The organism is Flavobacterium sp. IMCC34852, assembly GCF_030643905.1.
In the GTDB taxonomy this organism is placed as follows: domain Bacteria; phylum Bacteroidota; class Bacteroidia; order Flavobacteriales; family Flavobacteriaceae; genus Flavobacterium; species Flavobacterium rivulicola.
The window spans coordinates 1,631,239-1,658,213 of the sequence record NZ_CP121446.1 but is presented as its reverse complement, the minus strand read 5'-3'; the positions used below and the strand labels follow the sequence as shown (position 1 = coordinate 1,658,213).

At 38.0% G+C, this 26,975-nt stretch carries 26 protein-coding genes and 1 tRNA gene; 13 read left to right on the top strand and 14 right to left on the bottom strand.

Annotation, left to right across the window (positions count from 1 at the left end; all coding sequences use genetic code 11):
• Positions 1-13 precede the first annotated feature (13 nt).
• The 3 genes from P7V56_RS07175 to P7V56_RS07165 form a co-directional block, all read right to left on the bottom strand.
• On the bottom strand, positions 14-1,471 hold the full coding sequence (locus P7V56_RS07175) for an SLC13 family permease (protein ID WP_171222464.1): 1,458 nt from the start codon (positions 1,469-1,471) through the stop codon (positions 14-16).
• A gap of 107 nt (positions 1,472-1,578) precedes the next feature.
• Positions 1,579-2,637, bottom strand: coding sequence for an NAD(P)-dependent alcohol dehydrogenase (locus tag P7V56_RS07170; RefSeq protein ID WP_171222463.1), 1,059 nt, complete (start codon positions 2,635-2,637; stop codon positions 1,579-1,581).
• A gap of 270 nt (positions 2,638-2,907) precedes the next feature.
• Complete coding sequence (locus P7V56_RS07165) at positions 2,908-3,678, bottom strand: oxygenase MpaB family protein (protein WP_171222462.1); 771 nt, start codon at positions 3,676-3,678, stop codon at positions 2,908-2,910.
• A gap of 185 nt (positions 3,679-3,863) precedes the next feature.
• Here P7V56_RS07165 and P7V56_RS07160 point away from each other — a divergent pair, with 185 nt between their 5' ends.
• Positions 3,864-5,291, top strand: a complete 1,428-nt coding sequence (locus P7V56_RS07160) for an L-serine ammonia-lyase (RefSeq protein WP_171222461.1) — start codon at positions 3,864-3,866, stop codon at positions 5,289-5,291.
• Here the strand turns inward: P7V56_RS07160 and P7V56_RS07155 are convergent.
• The 8 genes from P7V56_RS07155 to P7V56_RS07120 all read right to left on the bottom strand — a co-directional run bounded on the left by P7V56_RS07155 (position 5,288) and on the right by P7V56_RS07120 (position 12,669).
• Positions 5,288-6,340 carry an outer membrane beta-barrel protein gene (locus P7V56_RS07155; RefSeq protein ID WP_171222460.1) on the bottom strand — a complete coding sequence of 351 codons (1,053 nt, stop codon included), beginning with the start codon at positions 6,338-6,340 and terminating at the stop codon, positions 5,288-5,290. The genes P7V56_RS07160 and P7V56_RS07155 overlap by 4 nt on opposite strands.
• Positions 6,340-6,771, bottom strand: coding sequence for a nuclear transport factor 2 family protein (locus tag P7V56_RS07150; RefSeq protein ID WP_171222459.1), 432 nt, complete (start codon positions 6,769-6,771; stop codon positions 6,340-6,342). Before P7V56_RS07150 ends, P7V56_RS07155 begins: the two co-directional genes overlap by 1 nt.
• Before the next feature lie 2 nt (positions 6,772-6,773).
• On the bottom strand, positions 6,774-8,078 hold the full coding sequence (locus tag P7V56_RS07145; RefSeq protein WP_171222458.1) for an ABC transporter permease: 1,305 nt from the start codon (positions 8,076-8,078) through the stop codon (positions 6,774-6,776).
• Positions 8,078-9,001, bottom strand: a complete 924-nt coding sequence (locus tag P7V56_RS07140) for an ABC transporter ATP-binding protein (RefSeq protein ID WP_171222457.1) — start codon at positions 8,999-9,001, stop codon at positions 8,078-8,080. Before P7V56_RS07140 ends, P7V56_RS07145 begins: the two co-directional genes overlap by 1 nt.
• Positions 9,002-9,256: 255 nt before the next feature.
• Positions 9,257-10,381 (bottom strand): molecular chaperone DnaJ, encoded by a 1,125-nt coding sequence (dnaJ, locus tag P7V56_RS07135; RefSeq protein ID WP_171222456.1) that lies wholly within the window; start codon positions 10,379-10,381, stop codon positions 9,257-9,259.
• Positions 10,382-10,390: 9 nt separating this feature from the next.
• The gene (locus P7V56_RS07130) at positions 10,391-10,960 is read right to left on the bottom strand and encodes a nucleotide exchange factor GrpE (RefSeq protein WP_171222455.1); all 570 of its coding nucleotides are present in this window, start codon (positions 10,958-10,960) and stop codon (positions 10,391-10,393) included.
• A 274-nt stretch (positions 10,961-11,234) separates the two neighbouring features.
• Positions 11,235-12,140: a TIGR01777 family oxidoreductase gene (locus P7V56_RS07125; protein WP_171222454.1), complete on the bottom strand. Its 906-nt coding sequence runs from the start codon at positions 12,138-12,140 to the stop codon at positions 11,235-11,237.
• A gap of 76 nt (positions 12,141-12,216) precedes the next feature.
• On the bottom strand, positions 12,217-12,669 hold the full coding sequence (locus P7V56_RS07120) for a DUF4442 domain-containing protein (protein WP_171222453.1): 453 nt from the start codon (positions 12,667-12,669) through the stop codon (positions 12,217-12,219).
• Between the two features lie 198 nt (positions 12,670-12,867).
• Here P7V56_RS07120 and P7V56_RS07115 point away from each other — a divergent pair, with 198 nt between their 5' ends.
• The 5 genes from P7V56_RS07115 to P7V56_RS07095 all read left to right on the top strand — a co-directional run bounded on the left by P7V56_RS07115 (position 12,868) and on the right by P7V56_RS07095 (position 17,295).
• A complete protein-coding gene (locus tag P7V56_RS07115; protein ID WP_171222452.1) occupies positions 12,868-13,323 on the top strand; it encodes a DUF4870 domain-containing protein in 456 nt (151 codons plus the stop codon).
• Between the two features lie 197 nt (positions 13,324-13,520).
• On the top strand, positions 13,521-13,850 hold the full coding sequence (locus P7V56_RS07110; protein ID WP_121314380.1) for a PadR family transcriptional regulator: 330 nt from the start codon (positions 13,521-13,523) through the stop codon (positions 13,848-13,850).
• A 5-nt stretch (positions 13,851-13,855) separates the two neighbouring features.
• Entirely contained in the window at positions 13,856-15,607 is a 1,752-nt protein-coding gene (locus tag P7V56_RS07105; RefSeq protein ID WP_171222451.1) for a PspC domain-containing protein, read from the top strand.
• A gap of 2 nt (positions 15,608-15,609) precedes the next feature.
• Complete coding sequence (locus P7V56_RS07100) at positions 15,610-16,350, top strand: head GIN domain-containing protein (RefSeq protein ID WP_171222450.1); 741 nt, start codon at positions 15,610-15,612, stop codon at positions 16,348-16,350.
• Positions 16,351-16,455: 105 nt separating this feature from the next.
• Complete coding sequence (locus tag P7V56_RS07095; protein WP_171222449.1) at positions 16,456-17,295, top strand: GIN domain-containing protein; 840 nt, start codon at positions 16,456-16,458, stop codon at positions 17,293-17,295.
• A 51-nt stretch (positions 17,296-17,346) separates the two neighbouring features.
• On the opposite strand, the gene trxB is transcribed toward P7V56_RS07095, so the two are convergent.
• Positions 17,347-18,294 carry a thioredoxin-disulfide reductase gene (trxB, locus tag P7V56_RS07090; protein ID WP_171222448.1) on the bottom strand — a complete coding sequence of 316 codons (948 nt, stop codon included), beginning with the start codon at positions 18,292-18,294 and terminating at the stop codon, positions 17,347-17,349.
• Between the two features lie 678 nt (positions 18,295-18,972).
• A tRNA-Pro gene (locus tag P7V56_RS07085) sits at positions 18,973-19,047 on the bottom strand.
• A gap of 141 nt (positions 19,048-19,188) precedes the next feature.
• Between P7V56_RS07085 and udk the strand changes: the two genes are divergently transcribed.
• Genes udk through scpA form a run of 4 tightly spaced genes read left to right on the top strand, consistent with a single transcriptional unit; the run spans position 19,189 to position 23,644 of the window.
• Positions 19,189-19,797: a uridine kinase gene (gene udk, locus P7V56_RS07080; RefSeq protein WP_171222447.1), complete on the top strand. Its 609-nt coding sequence runs from the start codon at positions 19,189-19,191 to the stop codon at positions 19,795-19,797.
• Positions 19,798-19,808: 11 nt separating this feature from the next.
• Positions 19,809-20,162 carry an FtsB family cell division protein gene (locus P7V56_RS07075; protein WP_171222446.1) on the top strand — a complete coding sequence of 118 codons (354 nt, stop codon included), beginning with the start codon at positions 19,809-19,811 and terminating at the stop codon, positions 20,160-20,162.
• 9 nt (positions 20,163-20,171) lie between these two features.
• Positions 20,172-21,500: a methylmalonyl-CoA mutase subunit beta gene (locus tag P7V56_RS07070; RefSeq protein WP_304986208.1), complete on the top strand. Its 1,329-nt coding sequence runs from the start codon at positions 20,172-20,174 to the stop codon at positions 21,498-21,500.
• Between the two features lie 2 nt (positions 21,501-21,502).
• On the top strand, positions 21,503-23,644 hold the full coding sequence (scpA, locus tag P7V56_RS07065) for a methylmalonyl-CoA mutase (protein ID WP_171222444.1): 2,142 nt from the start codon (positions 21,503-21,505) through the stop codon (positions 23,642-23,644).
• A gap of 374 nt (positions 23,645-24,018) precedes the next feature.
• Here scpA and P7V56_RS07060 read toward each other — a convergent pair whose 3' ends face one another.
• Positions 24,019-24,336, bottom strand: coding sequence for a hypothetical protein (locus P7V56_RS07060; protein WP_171222443.1), 318 nt, complete (start codon positions 24,334-24,336; stop codon positions 24,019-24,021).
• 256 nt (positions 24,337-24,592) lie between these two features.
• Between P7V56_RS07060 and P7V56_RS07055 the strand changes: the two genes are divergently transcribed.
• From P7V56_RS07055 to P7V56_RS07045, 3 genes are all read left to right on the top strand, one after another.
• Positions 24,593-25,096 carry a YybH family protein gene (locus P7V56_RS07055; RefSeq protein WP_171222442.1) on the top strand — a complete coding sequence of 168 codons (504 nt, stop codon included), beginning with the start codon at positions 24,593-24,595 and terminating at the stop codon, positions 25,094-25,096.
• A 164-nt stretch (positions 25,097-25,260) separates the two neighbouring features.
• Entirely contained in the window at positions 25,261-25,764 is a 504-nt protein-coding gene (locus tag P7V56_RS07050) for a YybH family protein (protein ID WP_171222441.1), read from the top strand.
• Positions 25,765-25,835: 71 nt separating this feature from the next.
• Entirely contained in the window at positions 25,836-26,963 is a 1,128-nt protein-coding gene (locus P7V56_RS07045) for a methionine aminotransferase (protein WP_171222440.1), read from the top strand.
• Positions 26,964-26,975 lie beyond the last annotated feature (12 nt).

The following is a 26,975-nucleotide window of genomic DNA, read 5'->3' as shown; positions in this document are numbered from 1 at the left end:
AAAGATAAATAACCTACAAAGGCAGCATCGGCATAAAAAGCCAACAGAACAAACTAATAATAAGAATGCAGATCAGATTCAAAACCAGTCCGGTTCGCATCATGTGTTCTATTTTGATATGTCCTTTAGCAAAAATGATGGCGTTTGGCGGTGTTCCCATTGGGAGCATACAAGCACAGCTAGCACCAAGTGTCATTGGGACACCCAATAATAATGGATTAATATCCAACGACAAGGCCAAAGAACTAAGCACCGGAGCAAGAATAATCACCAAAGCTAAATTACTGATTACTTCACTCAAAAACACTGATATGGTTGTTACTATCAGTATAATCAAAAACAAATTGTCTGTGGCAATAGTGGCCAAACCGGTACCAAATTCGTGTACCAGTTGAGAATCCTCTAATGCATTGGCTAAGGCAATACCACCACCAAATAAAAGCAATACATCCCAAGCCATTTTTTCGGTATCTGTCCATGACAGCAATCGTTCCAGTTTTCCTTCATGGGTTTGCGTTTTTGATGGAACTAAGAACAACAATACGGCAGCCATTAAAGCAATGATGGTATCATCAAGCACCACAAAATTTTGGTATTCATTGAGTAAATCTTTTATAATCCACAATAAAACCGTCAAACCAAAAATCAAAAATACCCGCCATTCTGCTGCGCTCATGATGCCTAATTGTCGTTGGGCTTTCTTTATAGCAGCAGACACTTCTTCACTGTGTTTTATTCTGTTAGGATACAACCATTTCACCAAAATAAAATACAATAAAAACATTAAGATAAGTGTCAAAGGCATGAACAATACCAACCAATTAACAAAGGTAATGGTATGGTTAAAACGTTCCTCTATATAACCTACATAAGCTACATTAGGCGGTGTTGCAATAATAGTTCCCAAAGCAAAATTAGAAGCATAAGCAATGGAAAGCATTAATACCAATGAAAAATTGTGTACGTTCTTTTCATTCTTATTGTGGGTTTTAATTACATGAATCACTGACAGCGCAATAGGAAACATCATCATGGTCGTAGCAGTATTGCTTAGCCACAAGCTCAGAAAACCCGTTGCCATAATAAATCCAAGAATAATCCGATTGCCATTGGTTCCGGTGATTGTAATAATACCGAGTGCCATTCGCTTGTGCAAGCTCCATTTTTCAATGGCCAGAGCCAGAAAAAAACCACCCATAAAAAGAAATACTATAGGATCTCCGTAAGCCATGGAGACTTCTTTAAGTGGCGCAATTCCAAAAGAGGGGAACAAAACTATGGGTAACAATGCCACTACCGGCATAGGTAAAGCCTCAGTAATCCACCAAACAATCATTAGAACTGTAATGGCTAAAACCAAATTAGCCTGAAATGGCAACGAAAACGGATTAAAAACAAAACACAAAATACTAAGCAAAGCACCTATGACTAAACCAATTTCTTTTTTATGAACTGTAAAATTATGCTGCATTATGTTTTTGGTTTGCTTTGGAATAAATATAATAAAAAAATCAAGAAGGGCTTACGCCAAAAAAACAAAAGCAGCTATCGCTGCTTTTGTTTATCTTTTTTTTTCAATTAGTCTTTTAAAGAAGCCATGTCGATTACAAAACGGTAACGCACATCGCTTTTCAGCATTCGTTCATAAGCGGCATTGATGTCTTGCATTTTAATGAGCTCTATTTCCGAAACAATATTGTGCTTACCGCAAAAATCTAACATTTCCTGAGTTTCAGCGATGCCGCCAATCAAAGAAGCTGCCACCGATTTTCTTCCCATAATTAATGGAACTGTATTGAGTATCGGTTCTAATCCGCCTAAGTAACCAACGATTACCAAAGTACCGCTTATGGCTAAAGTGCCTATATACGGATTGACATCGTGTACATAAGGAACAGTATCAATAATCACATCAAACTTACCGGTGACCGAAGCCATTTGGGCTTCATCTGTAGAAATAATCACCGCATCGGCGCCTAAGTCTAAAGCGTCTTTTTCTTTGCCTGGAGTTCTGGAGAAAAGGGTAACTTCAGCGCCAAGACCTTTGGCCAATTTAATAGCCATATGACCCAATCCACCTAGCCCAACAACAGCGACTTTAGTTCCTTTACCAACATTCCAATGACGTAACGGGGACCAAGTGGTTATACCCGCACAAAGCAATGGGGCAACTGCAGCTAAATCTAAATTAGCGGGAACGCTTAATACAAAGTTTTCATCGACTACTATTTTTTGAGAATAACCACCATGTGTTGGTTGGTTCAAATGCTTGTCAAAACCACCATAAGTACCAACCCATCCATTCAAACAATATTGTTCTAAATCTTTTTCGCAGCTACTACAAGTGCGGCACGAATCGACTAAGCAACCTACAGCGGCAAAATCACCTACTTTTAATTTGCTTACTCCGCTACCTACTCTGGTTACTTTACCAACAATTTCATGCCCCGGAACAACCGGATAAGTGGTCATGCCCCAGTCGTTTTTGGCAAAGTGTAAGTCTGAATGGCAAACACCACAATACATGATATCAATCTCAATATCATTTTCCAAAATATCTCTGCGCTCGATAGTCATTTCGGCTAAAGGTGCATCAGGTGCGCCGGTTCCGTATGCTTTTACATTTGTTGTTGCCATATTTATATAGTAGTTTTAGATTTTAATTTATCCCTTAAAGGTACTAATATTTAGTAATTTAGCCGTCAACAAATGCAACATTAATATTTAAGTTGTATTTAATCTTTTTTACATTGGCTAAAAAGTAAAACAATATGAAAAGATTATACACCTCTTTAATCATTATTCTACTAATAAGTTGCTCCACCTAATTTACTGAGACCACATCAGGTCTAAAATATAGAATTCTAGAAATTGGATAAAATCCTTTCTAAATAAAATCTCTCAAGTTTAGTTTTTTTCGCGATAAACATTCAGCTCATCTATTTGAGCTTTGTAAGCTTTTGGCAGCAATAGGGTTTTAATCCATTGATCCATGTTGAACTTTTGGCTCAATTTATAAATAGGTACCACTGGTGTGAGCAAAGAAAAGTTACTAAACTGCAACAAGGTCTTTACCCTGTTAGGACAAACTAACTTTTGTCCTTCCAATAACACCTTAAAACGGAAAGCGCCAAGATGCTTTTTGTATTGTTGAAAAAGGTCTTTGGTGTAATGACTTTCTTGTAAATCGGCCATCAAATGATCTTGTCTCACGGGTAACCAATCTAAATAAGTTATTGGCAACTTTTTCAATCCCATTCTCACTCCTACCCGATAAAAAACATTATAGACTTCTTCTTTTTCAGCCTCGGTCAATTTTTCTTCTAACAATTCATAGGCAGCAATCGAATAGTGAATCAACATAAACAACACATCGCGATAAGCCCAATCCGGAATTACTGCCCCTCGATTTTCTTCCACAGCACCATGTATTTTTCGCATCATATCTATTGCCTTGTTAGCCTCTTCTTTTGGATCGAAAACTATCATTCGGGCATACCTAACTGTAGCAAATAATCTACCCAAAGGATCAGAAGGCAACTTACCCGTAAAGTAAAGCCAGTCAACAGCTTTGTTCAAAGCAAATTCAGCCGCAGCACCGGCAAAAATAAATAAAACAGTATCACTCTTGCCCCATATTTTTCTAACTATCGATTGTTCTTCTACAAAATATTCCATACCCTAAAATTGATTCTGCTAAAGTACAAAACATTTATAAAATACAAAGTACTTTGTTATTCAAAGTTTATTTAAAACAAATCTTGTCTGTCAAAATTCGGAAATTAGGAATAAATTCCGCCAACCGAACCCTGCCAACTGAACGCTAAATTCAATATATTTGCCCTAACTAAATCGATATAGTAATGGAAGAATGCATTTCGGTATTTGATATGCTCAAAATAGGTGTCGGACCATCAAGTTCACACACACTCGGTCCTTGGCGTGCTGCGGAACGTTTTTTAAACGAATTAAAGGAAGACAACCAGTTGATCAAAGTCACTCATGTGAAAGTGGATTTATACGGTTCGTTATCGCTCACCGGTAAAGGTCATGCTACTGATTACGCGGTAATGTTGGGCTTAAGCGGTCAAGATCCGGAGTATATTCCGGTACAAAATATCGATAGTATCATTCAATCGATTGGTCAAACGCACCAAATTAACTTGGCCAACGAAATTTTAATGACCTTCAATCCCGAAACCGATATTGTTTTCAACAAGAACTTTTTACCGTTTCATGCTAATGGGATGACTTTTACCGCTACAACCAATGACGGACAAACAATCCTGTCTACCTTCTACTCTATCGGTGGAGGATTTGTAGTGAAAGAAGAGCGCGTAAATGCTAAAAAGAAGCACCAAATCAAATGTGCCTTTCCGTTTCCGATTCAAAATGCAGCCGAATTATTGGAATATACCATCAAAGAAAACAAATCTATCTCTGAAATTGTGTATGCCAATGAAATCTCGATGCGTCCCGAAGCTGAAGTTCACAGCGAACTCATGCGTGTTTGGAACACAATGTTAGAATGTATGTACATTGGTTGTCATTCCGAAGGAATTCTGCCGGGTGGCTTGAACGTACGCCGACGCGCCTTTGATATGCACCAAAATTTGATTGGTTTGGCCAATTACAATTCGCCTCAAGAATGGCTGGAAACCATCCGTAAAACGGAAGTGAAATTTCGCCAAATCTTAAAGTGGGTTTCTTGTTTTGCTTTGGCCGTAAACGAAGTCAATGCGGCTTTAGGTCGCGTAGTAACTGCACCAACCAACGGTAGTGCAGGGGTTATTCCGGCTGTATTGATGTATTATATGGTTATAGAAAACCACCAAGCCGACGAAAAACAAATCAAACAATTCCTGATGGTGGCCGGAGAAATTGGTAGTATATTCAAAAAAGGTTCTACTATTTCAGCCGCTATGGGCGGATGTCAAGCCGAAATTGGGGTTTCCTCAGCCATGGCGGCCGGCGCTTTGTGCGAAGTCATGGGCGGAACACCAGATCAAGTTTTAATGGCTGCAGAAATTGCGATGGAACATCACTTAGGATTGACTTGTGATCCTATTGGCGGATTGGTTCAAATTCCGTGTATAGAAAGAAATACGATGGGTGCTATCAAAGCCATTAACGCTGCAGAATTAGCGATGGAAACCGATGCTAAAAATGCCAAAGTGCCTTTGGATAAAGTCATCGATACCATGTGGCAAACAGCCAAAGACATGAATTCTAAATACAAAGAAACCTCCGAAGGTGGCCTCGCTGTAGCCGTAAATATGGCGGATTGTTAGAATTCAAAGGTCAAACTTGAGGTAATATAAAAATTGTTATTTGTTAAGGAAGTAGCTTTGACAAATACCTTTTCCTGACTGTTTAAATACCTGGCTTCGGTTCTTAATTTGACTTTGTCGCTGATTAGATAATCTATATTCAATGACGTTCCAATGGTTTTAAACTCATCATCTGCAGCAATTATCACTTGGTCTTTATCTTGATAATATTCGGCTCTGAAAGCGGTTTGCCATTTAGATGCCAAAGTATATTGGAAAATAAAAATCGGACTCATCCAAAACAACTTACGGTCATTATCCGAAACATCCGTCTGCATTCCGGCATCAAAACCTAGAATGGTGCGCCATTTGGAATTCCATTGTTGGTCCCAATACAAATTACTGAAATATCGCATACCCCATTCATCGTTGTACAATTCTTTACCCGAAAAAGTACTCCAGTTAAAAGTTGATTTATCCGAGGGTTTGTAAACTATTTGTGAACCCAAAGCCGGTGAAACATTTTTTTCAGGCTTGTTAATGCGTTGCCAACCATTGGTTACCAATGCTGAAAATTGCCATTTGTCATTGGGCTTATAAGTATATTTTGCTCCGGTCATAAAATAAGGTGAATTCTCGGCTAGCAAAGAACGTGTTAAGGTTAGATTAGTAGCAGAGGTAGCGGTTTCAAATCCGATATAGCTTGGTAAAATACCAACCTCAAACGATGATTTTCTTTCTTTATCAAGATACAATCCTATAAAAGCTTCGCTTAAAATTTTAGTATTTTCATTGGCATAATTATCGTCAACATAAGTTCCGGCGTGTATTGCCAATGAAGCATAAGCATTGTCATATTCAACTTTAGTCCTTAACAAACCAATATTAATATTGAACTCGTTGTGCCGATTGTAATTATACATAAAAGGAAGTTTTGTTTGTGCTTCCGGCCGATTGAAATCATAGGCATAATAAGTTTCTAAATAACCCGAAAAGGATAATTTTAAGGCTTTGTTTTCTTGGGCAAAAGTCGAAACCCCAATAAATAATATTAGTATAAACTTCTTCATTACTTTCTACGGGTATCTATTAGGTGAACAATCTTCCAACCATTGGCTTCTTTAAACAAAGTAAACGCATTCACGCCTTTATGACTCAACTTGCCGTTGATGTAGAATTCATAAGGCGTCCACGCGTGAGCCATAGTACCATCGACTTGAATATTGTAACTTAAAATTTTTTCTTCAAACTTTACTTCTGCAGGTATAGTGGCCATTGAAACATAAAACTCTTTGGGCGATTCTTCAGAAAACTTATTGCCTTTCGGACTTTCCGATATAGATTGCAGTATTAATTTCTCGCTGCAAATCGATTTGATTTTTACTGTGTCTTTGGCGTGAAAACCCTCGAAGAACGTTTCGATCGTTTTTTGAACTTCGATATTTTGGGCTTGACCCGAAAAACCAAAAAGCATTAGCAGTGAAAAAAGTGTATTTCTCATCTTTAGTATTTTGACCATTTATAAAGTTCTTTCCAGGTTGGCTTTTTGCCATACATCAAAATACCTACACGATAAATTTTGGCCGCAAACCAAACCACCAATAAGAATGTTGCAAACAATAATACCAATGAAACTCCTATTTGCCAAAGCGGTACTCCAAACGGAATACGCATCATCATAACAATAGGTGAAGTTAGCGGAATCATGGAAAATACTGTGGCAACCGTTCCGTGCGGATCATTGATAACGGTAAAGAAACCTATGTAAACGCCTAAAATAAGAGGCATGATAATCGGTAGTAAAAATTGTTGAGAATCGGTTTCATTGTCTACAGCCGCTCCAATCGAAGCATAGAACGAGCTGTATAAAAAGTAACCGCCAATAAAATAAAAGATAAAGGAGATTAAAATAGTAGCGATTGGTAAGTTCCAAAGTTCTTTCATGTACAGGGCAACGGAACTTCCCATTTCTTGTTGGGCTGTTTGCATGGCTTGCGCATTAACTCCGGAAGTCGCTCCCATTTGGATTCCGAAAATAGAAGACAAAACAAACATGGCGGTCAATCCAAGGATGGCCCAAATCATGAATTGTAAAATCCCGGCTAACGACGTTCCTATGATTTTACCCATCATTAACTGAAAAGGTTTCACCGAAGAAATGATAACTTCGATGATGCGCGATACTTTTTCTTCGATTACGCTTCGCATGACCATGTTGCCGTAGATTACAATAAACATCATAATCAGATACCCAAAGGCACCTCCTATTCCTATTTTAATTTCGTTTAACCCTTTTAAAGCGGTTTCTCCGGAAGCCTTAGACAAATTGATACTGACTTTAGATTCCGCTTTTTCTATAGCTTTGACATCTAAACCGGCTTTGTTGTAGTTTTCCGTGGTGAGTTTGGTATTGATAACCGATTCTAAATCCTCTATAAACGTGACACTCGGGCTGTCGTTAGAGATGTATTCAATTTTCTTTTGGAGTGAATCGTTTGCAGTAACCTTCGGTATAAAGAGCAAGCCCTCGTAGCTTTCGCTGATGATACTATCTTTTAGGATTTTGGTATCAACTAAAGACAAATCAATATATTTATATTCGTCATCGCTTTTGAATTCTTTGACAAACAAACCGCTTTCATCGTGAATAGCGATGGTTTTTTGGTCAGCTTTCATGGTGCTCAAATAGCCTACAAAAACACCGATTGCGACAAACAATAACGGACTTAAAAAAGTCATGACAATGAATGATTTGTTGCGCACTTTGGCGACAAATTCTCTTTTGATGATTAGACTCAGTTTGCTCATTATTTATCGCTTACAGTTTGTATAAAAATATCATTCACACTAGGGATTTTTTCCACGAAATGGGTTACTTGTCCGCGTTGCACTAAAGTATTCAGTAGTTCATTTGGCGTTGCATTTCCTAAGTTGATTTCCAACTTCAATTCGTCGTTTAGTGATTTAAAATCGGTTTGGGCCAAAGTGAATTTTTGTGACAAATCGTACATCAAACCCTCAATGTTATTCGATAGAATTCCTACCTCGTAATTATTAGTTCTGAATTGTTTCTTCACATCCGATAATTTACCTTCAATCAATTTATTGGATTTGTGAATTAAAGCAATGTAATCACACATTTCTTCCACACTTTCCATACGATGCGTAGAAAAAATAATGGAAGTACCTTTTTTATTAAGCTCGATGATTTCATCTTTAATCAAATTGGCATTCACCGGATCAAAACCTGAAAACGGTTCATCGAGAATCAGCAACTTGGGTTTGTGCAAAACCGTCACGACAAACTGTACTTTTTGAGCCATTCCTTTGGACAATTCTTGAACTTTCTTGTTCCACCAACCTTGAATTTCCAAGCGGTCAAACCAATAGTCTAATTCTCGTTTGGCTTCTGCTTTGGACAAACCTTTTAATTGGGCCAAATACAAACATTGCTCACCAACTTTCATGGTTTTATACAAACCGCGTTCTTCGGGCATATAACCAATAGTGTGCACGTGTGACGGATTTAGTTTTTCACCATCGAGGATGATTTCACCGCTATCGGGCATGGTGATTTGATTGATGATGCGGATTAGGGAAGTTTTTCCGGCACCATTTGGACCTAGAAGTCCGTAAATGCTGCCTTTGGGAACGGTTAAAGAAACTTCATTGAGCGCGGTGTAATCACCATATTGCTTAACGACTTTGTTTACTTCAAGTATATTGCTCATAGTTTAAAATTTCAATTCAAACTTCAATAACAATTTCAAGCTTCAATGACAATCTCAATAGCAATTTGTATGCTTATTGATTTATGCCATTGCTATTGCAATTGAATTTCTGTAAAAGTAACCAATAAGTAGCACTTCTTCATTTTTGTTACAAAAAAAACCCACCCTAATTTTTACAAAAGGATGGGAAAAATTGCTATGAAAAAGAAATTACTTGTTTCCAAGTAATAACCAAATGTAAAACTAATTTTTTAATTATGAAAACATATCTTTTACTTTTTCAAAAAAAGATTTGTCGCTCTTTTCAGGTTTCGGAATAAAGTTGTCATCGGTTAGTGATTTTTCAAAAAACTGACGCTGTTCTTTGGTTAAACTCTTTGGCGTCCAAACGTTTACATGGACTAATAAATCACCGTTACCATAGCTGTTCAGGCTAGGAATTCCTTTGCCTTTCAAGCGTAATATCTTCCCTGATTGGATACCTTCTTCTAATTTGATTCTAACCTTTCCGTTCACCGCTTCAATTTCTTTAGAGACTCCTAAAGCCGCTTCTGCAAAACTGATGTATAAATCATAATGCAAGTTTTCGCCTTCACGCTTTAAAAATTCGTGTTCCAATTCTTCAATGGCAACGATTAAATCGCCCGGAATTCCGTTCCCCGGAGCGTCGTTCCCTTTACCGGAAACTTTTAATTGCATGCCATCTACCACGCCGGCCGGGATTTTGATGGAAACGGTTTCGTCCTCCATAATCATTCCGTGGGCATCGGCATTGTTGGGCTTACTTTCTATGGTTTGTCCTGCACCACCGCAAACATGACAAGTAGTCGCTGATTGCATTCTGCCCAAAATAGTATTGGTCACACGCAATACTTGCCCTTGACCGTTACAAGTAGAACAGGTTTTATATTTTACGCCCGGTGCTTGTACCTTACGCTTAACTTTGACTTTCTTTTCTACTCCGTTGGCGATTTCTTCCAAAGTCAGTTTGACTTTTATTCGAAGGTTACTTCCTTTGACACGACGTTGTCCGCCGCCATTACCGCCAAAGCCTCCAAAACCGCCGCCTCCAAAAGCACCCCCAAAAATATCTCCAAATTGGCTAAAGATGTCATCCATATTCATGTGATGACCGCCGCCAAAACCGCCTGCACCATCAAAAGCTGCGTGACCGTATTGATCGTACTTGGCTTTCTTATCAGGATCACTTAGTACTTCATAAGCTTCGGCTGCCGTTTTAAAGTTTTCTTCCGCTTCTTTGTTTCCCGGATTTTTATCGGGGTGAAACTCGATGGCTTTTTTGCGGTAAGCTTTTTTTATTTCTTCAGCAGTAGCGTTTTTGGAAACGCCCAGTATTTCGTAAAAATCTTTTTTGCTCATAATATCTTGTTATTGACCAATCACAACCTTTGGAAAACGTATAATTTTGTCGCCCAATTTATACCCTTTTTCTACAACATCCACAATTTTACCTTTCAAATCGTTGCTGGGTGCCGGGATTTGGGTAATTGCCTCGGCAAAATCGGCGTTGAAACTGTCACCTACTTTGATATCAACTTGTTCCAACCCTTTGGATACTAGAGTACTTTTTAGCTTTTCGTGTATTAATTCGACTCCTTTTAAAAGTAGTTCGTCTTCACTTTTGGCAATCTGTACCATAGCTCGGTCAAAATCGTCTAGAACCGGCAGCATGGCTTGCAACACTTCTTGATTGGCAGTTTTGAATAAATCGATACGTTCTTTAGTCGTTCTTTTTTTGAAATTTTCAAATTCGGCAAAAAGACGCAAAAACTTATCTTTTTCTTTGGCTAATTCTTCTTGTAATTGGGCTTCAACACTCAGTTCTTCAGCGGTTTCAATTTCATTGGCAGCATTCTCAGCGGCACTCTCAATAGGCTCTTTATCCGTGTTATCCGTATTCATCTGTGGTTTATTTTTAAAAATATTCTTGATTTTCATTTTTGGAATTTCATCCGAACTCTCGGAATGCAAAAGTACTGCCATTTCTTTGAAAATGTCAAATTGTCACTATTTTTATTGGGAAAATCAATTCTTAAGAAATTATATTAACCAAAATTTAATATAATTTTAAGACTATTACGTTTTCGTTTGGCTAAATTTGTTTAACAACAATGAATATGTATTCTACATCAGGTTAGCTTAAAGCTGTAATAATTATTAATTCAACAATCTTTATAGTAAAAAAAAGTGCTGTTTATCAACAGCACTTTTTTTATGGATATAAATCGAGCATGGCTTGCTTTATGTTGGGAAATTGAAACTGAAACCCTAGATCTAAAACTTTGGTGGCGCTGAGATTTTTACTTGAAAACAACAGGTATGACATTTCACCCAGAATCATTTTCATCGCCAATACGGGGATATTAGGTAACCAAATTGATTTGTTCAACCTTTCTGCTATAGTTTTGGTCAACACTTCATTGCTGATAGGATTGGGCGTAACCGCATTATAAACGCCTTCTAATTGTTTTTCTAAGGCAAACACATAAAGTGCAACCAAATCATTAATATGTATCCAAGATTGGATTTGTTTTCCGGAACCCATTGATGCACCAAATCCTAGTTTAATAGGTTTCACCATTTCGGGTAAAGCACCACCTTGATTAGACAAAACAATACCGGTTCTGAGTTTACAGACTTTGATACCAAGCACTTGAAAAACATTTACACTTGCCTCCCATTTTTTTACGACATTGGAAAGAAAACTGTCTTCGGATTCTTTGGTTGCTTCATTATAAACCTTATTCAAGCTGTCAGGATAAATGGCTGTTCCCGAAGCGGAGATAATTTGTTTGACTTGATTAGGCGTTTTTTTGACCAAATTAAACAACAACTCGGCTGATAGTGTTCGGCTTTCGATAATTTCTTGTTTATAAGCGTTGGTCCAGCGTTTGGCAATATTGGCTCCGGCCAGATGAATGATGGTATCTACACCATAAATACAGCTTTCATCAATTTTTCCTTGTTGCGGATTCCAATAAAAACCCATACAATTGGGTTTATCGTCAATTTTCGCCTTTGAAGTGGTAAGGTAATGAACAGTATAATTTTTAGCCAATAACTGTTTGACCAATTCCTTCCCGATTAAACCTGTCGCGCCCGTAATCAGTATTTTCATTTTGGTGATTTTTGTCAAAGTTACAGCCAAACCATCATAAAAAAAACCTAATTAAAAAGGGTTTAACTTTTGTTGATTACTTCAATTTGATACTCCATTCAAAGTTCAACTCGGAAACTTGCTCTCCTTTTTGATTAACTCCGACTGATTTCATCCAAAAGGTTTGTCCTTCACCAGTAGCGATAGTACGCTGAATGGCTTCTTCTATGAGTTGTCCGTCATTACAAGTAAAAGTAATTCTTCCGGTAGCCTTTTTAGTAAAATTGCCGTTATTATTGGCTACCAACATAGAGATTCTCTTTCCCGATTTCTTGATTTGCATCATTACCAAAGCGCCTGTTGTTAGTTCGGCAGCCATGGCTTGCACGGCAAAATACATTGAATTAAATGGATTTTGATTAAACCAACGATGCTTAACTGTTACTACACATTGTGTGTTGGAAATGGATTTTACCCTAACACCACACCAAAAAGCGGAAGGTAATTTGAAAAATAAAAAGGTGTTCAATTTTGAGGGTGAAAATTCCATAAGTACTTGATTTTGCTATAAAAGTACAAAAAATGTTGGTGGTTTTACTTAAAATAAAAATGTTAATATTTTGTTAAATTTAAGTACTTTGTATTGCATAATACCTTTTTTTAGACTTATCTTTGTATAAGAAATTAATAGTCTATCTATAGTATTATTAAAATCGATTACTAATCATCAACTTAAAATCAAAAAAAAATGACTACTACTAACGAAAAAAATATTGCTACCTTCTTGCACTTGAGTGCTTTGACACAATATATTATTCCCTTTGGGAATTACATCTTTCCTATAGTTATTTGGAGTTCAAAGAAAAACGAATCAGAATTTGTAGATCAAAACGGTAAACAAGTATTGAATTTTCAATTGAGTATCTTCTTGTACATGGTTGTTTTATGTCTAATTGCCATTCCGATTTTTATTTATTCGATTTTTAAAAATGTCCCTATGAATGATATCGACTTCGACAGACATTATGTAATTGAAAATCTAAGCGCAGGCAATATTACCGGAATTACCATATTAGGGATTATTGCCGTACTTCTATTCTTTTTCTTAAAAGTAATCGAATTCATTCTAATCATCTACGCCGCAGTCAAAGCTTCAAATGGTGAAGCTTATAAATATCCTTTAAGCATACCGTTCTTTAAATAATCAATAAAGAATAATCATCAATCAATCAATCAATCAATCAAATCATCAATCAAATCAATCAAATCATCAATCAAATCATCAATCAAATCATCAATCAAATCATCAATCAAAGAGTTTCAATCATCAACCAATGTCTTAATCAAACAACGGAAAAATCAAAAAACGAATGTTAATCACAAAAAATTAAATCATGTATTATGAATATTGAAAACACAAAAGCCCAGATGCGTAAAGGTGTTTTAGAATTTTGTATCTTGTCTGTCTTAAAAGAAAAAGACGCGTATACCTCTGAAATATTAGACACTTTAAAAAACGCCAAATTGCTTGTAGTAGAGGGAACAGTATATCCACTATTGACAAGGCTCAAAAACGACGGACTGCTCAACTACCGTTGGGAAGAATCAACATCGGGACCACCAAGAAAATATTATGGTTTGACCGAATTAGGAAAAACATTTTTAACTGAATTGAACGGCACTTGGACCGAATTGTCAGACGCCGTGAACATCATAACCAATCAAAAATAACAATCATGAACAAAACAGTAAATATTAATATAGGCGGTTTATTCTTCCATATCGATGAAGATGCATACCAAAAATTATCAAGATATTTTGATGCTATAAAACGTTCCCTTTCTAATTCTTCCGGTAAGGACGAAATCATGAAAGACATTGAAATGCGTGTGGCGGAGCTTTTAACCGAAAAACAAAAAAGCGACAAACATGTAATCAATAATAAAGATGTTGACGAAGTGATTGTAGTAATGGGCCAACCGGAAGACTACCGAATTGACGACGATGCTACAGAACCTAAAGCGGAACCTTTCTATAATATTCCGAACAGAAAAAAATTATACCGCGACAAAGACAGAGGTTTAATTGGTGGTGTTTGTACCGGTTTGGGGCACTATTTTGGAGTAGAAGCTGTTTGGATTAAAATCATTTTCTTATTGTTGGCTTTCACCAGCTTTGGTATTATCGCTTACATCATTCTATGGATTGCAACACCGAAAGCAATCACTACTTCCGAAAAATTAGAAATGACCGGCGAACCGGTTACCATTTCCAATATCGAAAAAAAAGTGAGAGAAGAATTTGAAAGTGTTTCCAACAAATTCAAAAATGCAGACTATGATGAGATGGGAAACCAAGTAAAATCGGGCGCCGAAAGAGTGGCCAGCGGACTGGGTGACGTTATCATGAAAGTATTTGGTGCTTTTGCCAAAGTCTTAGGCGCATTTATCTTAGTATTCTCTGCCTTGTCTTTAGCAGGATTGTTTATCGGCCTTTTTACTTTCGGAACCACTTCTTTTATCGATGCTCCTTGGCAACGGTATGTTGAAGCAGTAAACTACACCGATATTCCGTTATGGATTTTTGGATTGTTAGCCTTCTTAGCCATCGGTATTCCATTGTTCTTCTTCTTATTGTTGGGATTAAAATTATTGGTAACCAATATGAGATCGTTGAGTACAGCCGCTAAATACAGCTTATTGGCCATTTGGATTTTTGCTGTTGGTGCTTTGGTAGTTATCGGTATCAAACAATCTACAGAATCTGCTTTCGAAGGTAAAACTGTTCAAAAAGAGATGTTAAATATCCAACCTACCGATACGTTGCAAATCAAATTTGTAAGCAATGATTTCTTCTCCAAAAATGTATACGAACATGAAGAGTTCATTTTTACCCAAGATTCAGCCAAAAACGAAGTGATTTATTCGAATCAAATCAGCTTCGAAATCAAAAGTACAGACAAAGCGCAAGCCTATCTTCAAATTGAAAAGTTAGCTGACGGAAAATCATTCAAAGAAGCCAACGAAAGAGCTGAAAAAATCAAATATGGTTTCAAATTAGTGGGTAACCAATTGTTGTTAGACAATTATTTGCTAACCGAAATGGCCAGCAAATACAGAGACCAACGTGTAGAATTGTACTTATACCTTCCAAAAGGAACCGTGTTTGTAGCCGAAGAATCTGTTCAACATTTTGACGAATCCGATAACGATTTTTTCAACCTTCACCATAGCTCTGATAAATACACTTACAAAGTTGAAGAAACCCAAGTAAAATGTTTGGATTGTCCTGCCGATGAAAACGAATACAACGATGTGGAAGGCGGCGTTCAAACCGAAGAAATCAACATCATTGACGAAAGTGATTCTTCAGAAACCGTTACCGTTAAAATCAATGGGAAAGTAGTCACCGAAACCAAATCAGGCAAATCGGGTAAAAAAAGTAAATTAACCGTAGGAAGCGACGGCGTAATCATTAAATCAGAGTAATCATGACAAAGTTTGTAGTTTTATTTTCAAAAATAATAGCGGCCACTTTAGTAGCATTATCGCTCAGCTCTTGTAATCACAATATCAATTTTGGCAACAGCGTTACCGGAAGCGGCAAAGTAATTACCGAAAAACGCAACACCGGAAACTTTGATAAAGTGAGTGTAGCCAACGGCTTAGATTGTGAAGTCATTCTTTCAGACCAATTAGAAGTGGCTGTAGAAGCCGATGACAATGTTATCAAAGGCATCAAAACAGAAGTCAAAAACGGCACCCTGTTTATTAGTTCGGAATACAGCAACTACATTAATGTTGCTTCTAAAAAAATTACGGTTCGTTTGCCCAAAGTAGTCAGCTTGGAAAGCACCAGCGGCTCGTCTTTAATATCAGGAAATACGCTTATCAGTGATGACTTAACCCTAAAATCAAGTAGCGGAAGCTCAATAGAAGCTAAAGTCGAAGCCGATAAAGTAACGCTTGAAACCTCCAGTGGCAGCGAACAAACGATAACCGGAATAGCATTAAAAGTAAACACCGCTTCCTCAAGCGGAAGTCATATAGATGCCGATGAATTATTGGCCAATGAAGTGTTTGCCCAATCTTCAAGCGGAAGTTCTACCAATGTGAGTGCGAGCGTATTATTAGATGCCAAAGCCTCAAGCGGAAGTTCCATAACCTACCGCAACAGTCCAAAAGAAATCCGAAAAGAAGAAAGTTCCGGCGGAAGTGTCTCCAAAGATTAAGTTAATAAAACATCCCAATGAACATTGGGATGTTTTTTTTTCTATTTTTGACATTCAAGTCTGTTAGACCGAATTGTTGACCATAAAAAACCAAATTGCCGCCTCATGAAAAAAATGATACTTATTAGTTTTCTTATTCTTTCTACCGTTTCTTTAGCCCAAAAGAAAGAAAAAGTAAAAGGTTCCAAGATTGTCAGATCGGAACAAAAACAAATTGGCAATTTTGAAAGTCTTGAAGTAGAAGACAATCTCGAAGTCTTTTTAGTAAAAGGAAACGAATGCGGTCTCGAAATTGAAGCCGATGACAACTTGATTGAATTTGTAGAATATAAATTGGCCGGCAGTAATCTCAGAATATCAACTACCAGAGACATTTCGAGCTATAAAAAATTGAGTGTTCGCGTAACCTATACTGACAAGTTCAATATGGTAATCGCTAAAGATGAAACCAATGTCACCGCCTTGTCCGATGTAGTGTTAGACAACGTAACATTTAAAACTTTTGATTATTCCAAACTCTTTCTGAACGCCAACACCAAAAATTTTACTTTAATGGCCAACGATAAATCAAAAGTGGAACTAAACCTGAAATCAACTAAAACCGCCATAGATTTAAGCAAAAGCGCTTATGTAAAAGCCTTAATTTCTTCAAGTGAAATGAGATTCGATTTGTACCAAAAATCATCCGCTGAAATTGAAGGCGATGTTATCGAACTTAAATTGCGCTTAGAGAACAACACCGATTTTATCGGCAGTAAATTAACCGCTAAAAATGCGTTGATAGAAACCAACGGTTATTCCAAAAGCAGTATCAATATCAGTAATATTGCAACAATCGATGCTTCTGGCAACAGCGAAATTCAATTGTATGGCGAACCTCTAAAAATAGAGATGAAACGCTTCGCAGACAGTGCAGAACTCAGAAAAAAGCCCACTAAAAAATAACAAAAAATCCCATCTTTTCAGATGGGATTTTTTTATATAGCCTTTTTAAATTTAATCTAAAGCTGCCAAATACCTTTCGGCATCCAAAGCCGCCATACAACCGGTTCCCGCAGCGGTAATCGCTTGACGATAAACATGATCGGCAGCATCTCCGGCTACAAAAACTCCGGGTACATTGGTTTTAGAACTTCCGGGAACATTAACAATATAACCGGTTTCGTCTAAAGTAATATAGTCGGCAAAGATATCGGTATTCGGTTTGTGCCCAATAGCCACAAAGAAACCGGTCGCCGGAATGGTAATCTCTGTTCCGGTAGTTTTGTTCAAAGCCTTAACTTCATTCACTACTTGTCCGTCACCAATAACCTCAACCGTATCGTGATTCATTAAAATCTCAATGTTTTCCGTTTTGCGTACTCTTTCTTCCATGATTTTAGAAGCTCTGAATTTCTCACTTCTCACCAACATCGTTACTTTTTTACAAAGTTTAGAAAGGTAATGTGCTTCTTCACAAGCCGAATCTCCGGCACCTACAATCACAACTTCCTGATTGCGGTAAAAGAATCCGTCACAAACGGCACAAGCGGAAACACCACCACCGGTTTGTAAATAATGTTGCTCAGAAGGCAATCCTAAATATTTAGCCGAAGCACCGGTAGAAATAATTACCGTTTGAGCATGAATTTCTTTAGTATCGTTAATCCAAACTTTATGAATTGGACCCGAAAAATCAACTTTAGTCGCCCAACCGTCACGAACATCCGTTCCAAAACGTTGCGCTTGTGCTTGCAATTGCACCATCATTTCCGGACCGGTAACCCCATCAGGATAACCCGGAAAATTTTCTACTTCATTAGTGGTGGTCAATTGTCCACCCGGTTGTGTTCCTTGGTATAAAACCGGATTCATATTGGCTCTGGCCGCATATATCGCAGCGGTATAACCCGCCGGACCGGAACCTATAATAAGGCATTTAATTTTTTCTATTGTATCAGACATGATTTGAAGTTTATTTTAGGGTGCAAATGTATAGGTTTTAAGTAGAAAATAATAGTACCGTGTCATCGCTTTACACAATTTGTGAATAAGATGTGGTTATTGTTAAAAACAAAAGGAGAAGCACACTTTTAATAATAAGGAGCACAACGATTGTCTTGCTTAGAACCATAGTCCCGCTGTCCGCACTACACGGTAGTTTGCTCCCATCGGGGCTATCGAGGACGTTTTATTTATTTGTAAAACCGTCACTTCGAGTGATTCCGATTTTCAATCGGAATTGTATCGAGAAGATTTTCAGGATTACTCCGTGATCCTCTAGTGGGCTCTATCACCAGTAAATCCTTTCGGATGTTCCATCCAACTATTTTTTATTTACAGAATAAAAGCCGCAACGAGTTGCGCTCAACAGGATTACTCCGTGATCCTGTTGTGGGCTCTATCACCAGTAAATCCTTTCGGATGTTCCATCCAACTATTTTTTATTTACAGAATAAAAAGCCGCAACGAGTTGCGCTCAACAGGATTACTCCGTGATCCTGTTGTGGGCTCTATCACCAGTAAATCCTTTCGGATGTTCCATCCAACTATTTTTTATTTACAGAAAAAAAGCCGCAACGAGTTGCGCTTTTTTTCTGTAAATAAAAAATCCTTTCTGCAATTGCAGAAAGGATTTACTAGTCGGGGTGGCAGGATTCGAACCTGCGACCTCCTGGTCCCAAACCAGGCGCGATAACCGGGCTACGCTACACCCCGAATTCCCTCAAATGGGAGTGCAAATATAAAACTATAAATCAGTTTACAAAAAGATTTTTAGTTTTTTTAATTTGAAAAAAAACAAATGTGCTTCCGATATAATTTCTATTTTTGTTCTCAGTATAAATAACACAACTCTATATGCTGATTATCGGAATTGCCGGTGGAACAGGAAGCGGAAAAACAACTGTCGTTCACCAAATCATGAATGAATTGCCCGAGACGGAAGTGGGTGTCATTTCTCAAGACTCTTATTATAAAGAAAATCACAATTTAAGCTTTGAAGAAAGAGCCTTAATCAATTTTGATCATCCTCGTGCTATCGATTTTGAACTTTTAGTCCAACAATTAAAGGACTTAAAAGCAGGCAAAACCATCGAACAGCCGGTTTACTCTTTCATCACACACAACAGAACCGATGACACTATAATCACACATCCGCGAAAAGTAATGATTGTGGAAGGTATTTTAATCTTAACCAATCCTGAACTACGCGATTTATTTGATGTAAAAGTATTCGTTCACGCCGATTCTGATGAACGCTTAATTCGAAGATTAAAAAGAGATATCGCCGAAAGAGGACGTGACATGGAAGAAGTTTTAAATCGCTACCAAACTACGCTAAAACCCATGCACCAACAGTTTATTGAGCCCACCAAAGCCTTTGCCGATATCATTATTCCAAACGACAAATACAATACAGTAGCCATAGATGTGGTTAGAGCGGTAATCAACCAAAGAATAACCTAATTTTATCTTTCATGAGCTTTTTTAAAAACCTAACCGATACCTATCCTATTCTGAAACTTCTCGGAAACCGATATGTTATTGTTTTGGTTTTTTTTATGGTTTGGATGCTTTTTTTAGACAACACTTCTTATATGGAGCAAAGGGTTTTAAACAAGCAACTCGACGAACTCGAAGACAACAAAAAATACTATCAGGACGAAATCAGAAAAGATGAAGAAAACATTAAACTCCTCAAGAACCCTGACCAAATAGAAAAATACGCCCGCGAGAAATACTATATGAAACGCGACAGCGAAGACGTTTACATCATCGAATTTGAAGAGGATTCGCTAAAAGAAGAACAGTCAAAATCAAAATCTTTATAACATCTAATCATGGCTGACAATTTATTTAATGAGTTCGAACCGGTGTCTTCCAAACAATGGAAACAACAAATTCAGTACGAACTCAAAGGCGCCGATTATAACGAAACTTTAGTTTGGGAAAGCCCCGAAGGTATTAAAGTAAAACCTTTCTATCATGGTGACGAAGACATCCCAAAAACGGAAAACGTTCGAACGACCAATGGCTTTTCCATTCTTCAAAATATATTCGTTCACGATGTTAAAAAATCAAACGAACGCGCTTTAGATACTTTGAATCGCGGTGCCGAAAGCATCCGTTTTACCATAGAGAACGAATCGGTTTCTATTGAAGAACTCATGCGAAATCTGCCTTTAGGCGACACCCAATATTTTTTTTATTTGCCTTTCCTTTCAATCGATTTCGTAAATAGAATCAATGATTTTGCTTCAAAAAACAACGCCAACATTTCCCTCCAAATCGACCCAATCGGACAATTGGTTAGAGACGGAAACTGGTTCGAAAACTTAGACAAAGATTTTGACAAGCTCAATACTATTGCGTCAAAAACAACTATTCCGTTCTTAAATATCAGCAGCGGAATTTACCAAAACGCCGGAGCCAATATGGTTCAGCAATTGGCCTATACTTTGGCACACGTTAATGAATATTTCAATCGTATATCAAACCTCAACCAACCTATTACTATTGAAATAGCTGTTGGCACCAATTACTTTTTTGAAATCGCCAAATTGCGTGCCCTGAGACTGTTATTCAATACTTTGGCAAAAGAATACAACCACGATTTAAATTGTCACATCATCGCCACACCAACCAAACGCAACAAAACTTTATACGATTACAATGTCAACATGCTCCGCACGACAACCGAATGCATGTCGGCGATTTTAGGCGGTGCCGATGCCATTGCGAATTTGCCTTACGATGCGTTGTACCACAAAGACAATGAATTTGGCGATAGAATTGCGCGCAACCAATTGTTAGTGTTAAAACACGAAAGTTATTTTGACAAAGTCAACAACGCTGCCGATGGCGCTTATTATATCGAATCTTTGACCGAACAGTTAGCTGAAAAAGCCTTGTTGTTGTTCAAAGACATCGAAGGCAATATCCAAAAGAAAATCAGCGAAAGCGCAACCAAAGAGCAGGAATTGTTTGACAGCGGCAAAGAAGTTTTATTGGGCACCAACAAATACCTCAACAAAAACGACAAAATGAAACACGACTTGGAATTGTACCCATTCGTAAAACAAAACCCGCGCAAAACTTTAATCACCCCAATTATTGAAAAGCGTTTAGCAGAAAAATTAGAACAGGAACGTTTATCCCAAGAAGCATAGTTATGAGAAAGGATATTCAACATATAAAATTAAAGCAGTCAGCCGTTAGCAATCAGCAATTAGCTAAAAGCCAACAGCTAAAAGCTGACAGCTTTACAACTGCAGAAAACATCGAGGTAAAACCAACCTATTCTAAAGAAGACATCGCCGATTTAGAACATCTTGGTTTTGGAGCCGGCTTTGCGCCTAACCTCCGCGGACCTTATGCGACCATGTATGTGCGTCGCCCGTGGACGATTCGACAATATGCGGGGTTTTCTACCGCCGAAGAAAGTAATGCTTTTTACCGCAGAAACTTAGCCGCCGGGCAAAAAGGTTTGTCGGTTGCTTTCGATTTAGCCACACACCGAGGTTATGATTCCGACCACGAACGCGTAGTTGGTGATGTAGGTAAAGCCGGTGTAGCCATCGATTCTGTGGAAGATATGAAGGTTTTGTTCGACCAAATTCCATTAAACGAAATGTCAGTTTCCATGACCATGAACGGAGCGGTTTTACCTATTATGGCTTTCTATATTGTCGCTGCCGAAGAACAAGGTGTTTCGCCGGAGCAACTATCGGGAACGATACAAAACGATATTTTGAAGGAGTTTATGGTGCGCAATACTTATATCTATCCGCCAACGCCTTCGATGAAAATCATAGCCGATATTTTTGAATACACCAGCAAAAAAATGCCGAAATTCAACTCGATATCCATTTCGGGTTACCACATGCAGGAAGCCGGAGCTACCGCCGATATTGAGTTGGCATACACTCTAGCCGACGGATTAGAATACATCCGAACTGGTTTGGCAACGGGAATGAAAATCGATGAGTTCGCTCCTCGCCTTTCGTTCTTTTGGGCGATTGGTATGAATCATTTTATGGAAATTGCCAAAATGCGCGCCGGAAGAATGTTGTGGGCAAAACTCTTAAAACAATTCAGTCCGAAGGACGAAAAATCATTGGCACTAAGAACACATTGCCAAACCTCGGGTTGGAGTTTAACCGAACAAGACCCGTTTAACAATGTGGCACGAACGGCTGTTGAAGCCGCTGCCGCAGCTTTTGGCGGAACCCAATCGTTACACACCAATGCGTTGGATGAAGCCATTGCGTTACCCACCGATTTCTCGGCCAGAATTGCCAGAAACACCCAGATATTTTTACAGGAAGAAACTAAGATTTGCAAAACCGTTGACCCTTGGGCCGGCAGTTATTATGTGGAAAGTTTAACCGCAGAAATCGCAGAAAAGGCTTGGGCATTAATCGAAGAAGTAGAATCCTTAGGCGGTATGACCAAAGCCATCGAAGCCGGAATTCCAAAACTTAGAATTGAAGAAGCTGCGGCGCGCAAACAAGCGCGTATCGACAGTTCGCAAGATATCATTGTGGGGGTCAACAAATACCGTTTGGACAAAGAAGATCCTTTGCACATCTTGGATGTGGATAACCAAATGGTGCGCAAACAACAAATAGAGCAATTACAACAAATAAAAGCCACGCGCGACAGCGATAAAGTAAAAGCGTGTTTGGCCCAATTAACCGACTGTGCGAAAAACGGAAACGATAATTTATTATCTTTAGCCGTAGAAGCAGCCCGAAACCGAGCGACCTTAGGAGAAATCAGTGATGCCTTAGAGGAAGTTTTCGGACGCTATAAAGCACAAATCAGAAGTTTTAGCGGCGTGTACAGCAAAGAAATTAAAAACGACGAGAGCTTTGAAAAAGCCAAACAATTAGCCGACGCTTTCGCCAAGAAAGAAGGTCGCCGACCGCGTATTATGATTGCCAAAATGGGACAAGACGGTCACGACCGCGGTGCCAAAGTGGTAGCCACCGGTTATGCCGACGTAGGTTTTGACGTCGACATCGGACCGTTATTCCAAACTCCGGAAGAAGCGGCCAAACAAGCCGTGGAAAACGACGTGCACATCCTAGGTGTTTCCTCCTTAGCGGCCGGACATAAAACCCTTGTTCCCCAAGTAATCGAAGAACTCAAAAAATACGGTCGCGAAGACATTATGGTCATTGTAGGCGGAGTGATTCCCGCACAAGATTACCAATTCCTTTTTGACTCAGGAGCCGTAGCGGTTTTTGGTCCGGGAACGAAAATTAGTGAGGCAGCGATTCAGATTTTGGAGGTTTTGTTGGAGGAGTAAACCTGTCAGGTCTAGTATCAAAATCAATTCATTTAAAAAAATGAAACTATTCCAAGGATTTATTGTAACTTGGTAAGGCTAAAAATATATCACTGATACACCATGATGATTACCGGAAAAAATAACGAACCTATTGTACTCATTATTGTGACGAGTATTGTCGTGTATTCTATTATTCGCGGTAAGAAGCTAAGTTATTTGGGACATCGCTGGAGACACCACATCATTAAACCTTCTATGAAGACCCTTCGGATGAAATCAATTATGCATCGCGAATTAAAAAAAACTATTTTATAGGTTTGAATCACCCCTACCGGTATATCCTTTTAAAAAAAAGCGAAAAGTCAATAACTTTCCCCCTTTTAAACAAACACTTAATCCTTCTTTTTCTTATCCCAGCCTTTGTGCTTACCCGGGTTTTTTCGATTTTTCCCTTTTGCTGAGCGTTCTCTTCCTCTTTCTGAGGCGTTGTTCACCTTAACTTTGCGTTTTACAACTACAGTTTTAGGTTTTTCTGTCACAACCACGGGTTTTACGACAGGAGTTGTTGGTTTAACTAATTCTACCTTAGGCTTTGCAACCTCTACCCTTGGTTTACTTACTTCTACTTTTGGCGCTGTAACCGTAACCGATTGAGCATTCATCATTAAGGTAGCCACCAAAGCGGCCATTGTAAAAAAATACTTTTTCATAATTGCTGTCATTAATACATTTCTTTATTTAAAATAATTGAAACATTCTATTTAATGGCAAACCTAAAAGATTTTCACAAAGCATTTTGTAGAACTAATAGTGCTTAACTGTAGAATCTTTATCCAACATATTTCATATCTAAAAAAACATGTTTTAAATAAAAACACTGAAAGTCAATAATTTATACCTACATTTATATTACCCTTAATCTTGTGGAGTAACCTAAAATTACTAATCATTAAAACCAATAATTTTATGAAAAACAAGATTTTAAAAGGGATTGCATTAGGAATCGTGGTAGCACTTGCCATTGCCTGTAATCCCAAAAAAGAAGAAGCAGCTGCAGAACCGGTTGCGGTTGACACCGAAAAAATCAAAGCAGAACTTCAAACCATGGAAAATGCCTTTGCCGATGCAGTCAATTCCGGAAAGCCTGAAAACATTGTTTATTATGCCGAGGATGCCACGAGTTACGCCCAAAACAAATCTCCTTTAGTAGGCAAAACCGCCATCGACAAATCCATCAAGGAGGAGAATGAGAGTATGCCTAAAGGCAGTAAAGTGACCTACACCGTTAATGAAGTTCACCCTTCAAGCGATGGCAATATGGTAGTAGAATTTGGCAGCTACAAGGTAGTAGATTCTACTAATGCTGTTAAAGCCGACGGAAACTACATGAGTTTATTCCATAAAAAAGACGGAAAATATGTTTGTGTTCGCGACATGAGCGCATCCGTTTTACCTTTGGAAAAAAAATAAGACCATTTTGAGTCAAGTAAAGCACTTCTGAAAAGAAGTGCTTTTTTTTTTTACGGGAAAAATAAATATTGGTCGAATTATTCCGAATTATATAAAATATCATTACTTTTATAATTCCCCAGTCTTGTTGCAGAACCTAATTAAGTAACCAAAACCACAACTTTATGAAAAACAAGATTTTAAAAGGTACTATTTTAGGGATGATATCCATCCTATTTTTTGCTTGCCAACCCAAAAAAGAAGAAGCTGTAGCTATAGACAAGGAACAAATAAAAAACGAAATTCAGGCACTTGAAAACAAAATGGCTGAAATGTTTAATGATCGAAATGTAAATGCCGGTGAATATTATGCCGATGATGCAGTTACCTTTTCACAAAACAAACCACCTATAGTGGGCAAAATGGAAATAGAAAAATCAATCAAAGCCGATTTGAACAATTTCCCTAAAGGATATCAAATTGCTTTCGTAGTTAATGAAATATTACCTTCTACTGACGGTAATCAGGTTGTGGAGATAGGAAATTACAGAGTATCAGATTCAACAAGCGCTCCGCTTTACACCGGAAATTATATCGCCGTATTTGAAAAAAGAGACGGTAAATACCTTTGTGTAAGAGATATGTCTGCTTCTGATAAAAACAAAAATGAAGAAGCCGAAAAAGAATAACAAATCCATCACTACAAAGAAAAAGCACTTCAATCGGAGTGCTTTTTTTTATCTTTACCAAAAACAAATTCATGTCTAAACTTCCTCATATCGGCACTAGTATTTTTACCGTAATGTCGCAAATGGCAACAGAACACCAAGCGATTAATTTGTCTCAAGGTTTTCCGAATTTTCCCATTGACGACAGATTGACCTCGATTCTTGCCAAACTTGCCAGAGAAAACATTCACCAATATACGCCTATGAGCGGTTTGCCTTCACTATTGGATAAAATTGCCGTTCTGACTCAAAAATCTTATGGTAGAAACGTTTCCGCCAAAGAAGAAATTTTAATCACCGCCGGTGCTACTGAAGGCATTTTTGCTACCATTCAAGCTTTGGTCAAAGTCAATGAAGAAGTGATTATTCTTGACCCCAGTTATGATTGCTATGAAGCGCCTATTTTATTAAGCAATGCCAAACCAATAAGGGTTTCACTTAATAATGATTTCACACCCAATTGGGAAGTGATTTTTGCCGCTGCCAATGAGAAAACCAAACTCATCATCATCAATAATCCACACAATCCGACCGGAAAAATGTGGACGGAAAATGATTTTATTCAATTAGAAAAATTGGTTGACGCTTATCCAAATCTTTTGGTGTTATCAGATGAAGTATATGAATACATCTCTTTTGAGCAAACGCACATCTCGGTTCATCATCGACCCAAATTGTGGCAACGCAGTATTTCCGTTTCTTCATTCGGGAAGTCATTTCACATTACCGGTTGGAAAATAGGCTATGTTATTGCACCGGAAAACATCATGAGAGAAATCAAAAAAGTACATCAGTTCTTAGTCTTTAGCGTCAGTAGTATTGCCCAACATGCGTTAAATGAATATATCGATTTGGTAGAGGTAAAAGCCTTGGGACAATTCTACCAACAAAAAAGAGACTTTTTCAGCCGCTTGATGAAAGACACTAAACTTGAACTCTTACCTTGTGAAGGCACATATTTTCAAGTGGCTTCCTATGCCAACATTTCAGCCGAAAATGATTTGGATTTTACCAAACGATTGGTAACCGAATATGGTGTTGCTACTATTCCGATTTCGATTTTTTATGCCAATGGCAATGATAATAAATGCATTCGTTTTTGCTTTGCCAAAGATGACGAAACTTTGACAAGAGCAGCAGAAAGACTTCGCCGATTGTAATTAAAATAATAT

Coding starts and splice junctions, on each gene's coding strand:
- P7V56_RS07140 (WP_171222457.1), bottom strand. CDS start 9,001: ATGAGCAATATACTTGAAGTAAACAAAGTCGTTAAGCAATATGGTGAT.
- P7V56_RS07125 (WP_171222454.1), bottom strand. CDS start 12,140: ATGAAAATACTGATTACGGGCGCGACAGGTTTAATCGGGAAGGAATTG.
- P7V56_RS07100 (WP_171222450.1), top strand. CDS start 15,610: ATGACAAAGTTTGTAGTTTTATTTTCAAAAATAATAGCGGCCACTTTA.
- P7V56_RS07115 (WP_171222452.1), top strand. CDS start 12,868: ATGACTACTACTAACGAAAAAAATATTGCTACCTTCTTGCACTTGAGT.
- P7V56_RS07110 (WP_121314380.1), top strand. CDS start 13,521: ATGAATATTGAAAACACAAAAGCCCAGATGCGTAAAGGTGTTTTAGAA.
- P7V56_RS07075 (WP_171222446.1), top strand. CDS start 19,809: ATGAGCTTTTTTAAAAACCTAACCGATACCTATCCTATTCTGAAACTT.
- udk (WP_171222447.1), top strand. CDS start 19,189: ATGCTGATTATCGGAATTGCCGGTGGAACAGGAAGCGGAAAAACAACT.
- P7V56_RS07165 (WP_171222462.1), bottom strand. CDS start 3,678: ATGGAATATTTTGTAGAAGAACAATCGATAGTTAGAAAAATATGGGGC.
- P7V56_RS07170 (WP_171222463.1), bottom strand. CDS start 2,637: ATGGCAACAACAAATGTAAAAGCATACGGAACCGGCGCACCTGATGCA.
- P7V56_RS07045 (WP_171222440.1), top strand. CDS start 25,836: ATGTCTAAACTTCCTCATATCGGCACTAGTATTTTTACCGTAATGTCG.
- P7V56_RS07120 (WP_171222453.1), bottom strand. CDS start 12,669: ATGGAATTTTCACCCTCAAAATTGAACACCTTTTTATTTTTCAAATTA.
- P7V56_RS07130 (WP_171222455.1), bottom strand. CDS start 10,960: ATGAAAATCAAGAATATTTTTAAAAATAAACCACAGATGAATACGGAT.
- P7V56_RS07105 (WP_171222451.1), top strand. CDS start 13,856: ATGAACAAAACAGTAAATATTAATATAGGCGGTTTATTCTTCCATATC.
- P7V56_RS07145 (WP_171222458.1), bottom strand. CDS start 8,078: ATGAGCAAACTGAGTCTAATCATCAAAAGAGAATTTGTCGCCAAAGTG.
- dnaJ (WP_171222456.1), bottom strand. CDS start 10,381: ATGAGCAAAAAAGATTTTTACGAAATACTGGGCGTTTCCAAAAACGCT.
- P7V56_RS07150 (WP_171222459.1), bottom strand. CDS start 6,771: ATGAGAAATACACTTTTTTCACTGCTAATGCTTTTTGGTTTTTCGGGT.
- trxB (WP_171222448.1), bottom strand. CDS start 18,294: ATGTCTGATACAATAGAAAAAATTAAATGCCTTATTATAGGTTCCGGT.
- P7V56_RS07060 (WP_171222443.1), bottom strand. CDS start 24,336: ATGAAAAAGTATTTTTTTACAATGGCCGCTTTGGTGGCTACCTTAATG.
- P7V56_RS07175 (WP_171222464.1), bottom strand. CDS start 1,471: ATGCAGCATAATTTTACAGTTCATAAAAAAGAAATTGGTTTAGTCATA.
- P7V56_RS07050 (WP_171222441.1), top strand. CDS start 25,261: ATGAAAAACAAGATTTTAAAAGGTACTATTTTAGGGATGATATCCATC.
- P7V56_RS07160 (WP_171222461.1), top strand. CDS start 3,864: ATGGAAGAATGCATTTCGGTATTTGATATGCTCAAAATAGGTGTCGGA.
- P7V56_RS07155 (WP_171222460.1), bottom strand. CDS start 6,340: ATGAAGAAGTTTATACTAATATTATTTATTGGGGTTTCGACTTTTGCC.
- P7V56_RS07070 (WP_304986208.1), top strand. CDS start 20,172: ATGGCTGACAATTTATTTAATGAGTTCGAACCGGTGTCTTCCAAACAA.
- P7V56_RS07095 (WP_171222449.1), top strand. CDS start 16,456: ATGAAAAAAATGATACTTATTAGTTTTCTTATTCTTTCTACCGTTTCT.
- scpA (WP_171222444.1), top strand. CDS start 21,503: ATGAGAAAGGATATTCAACATATAAAATTAAAGCAGTCAGCCGTTAGC.
- P7V56_RS07055 (WP_171222442.1), top strand. CDS start 24,593: ATGAAAAACAAGATTTTAAAAGGGATTGCATTAGGAATCGTGGTAGCA.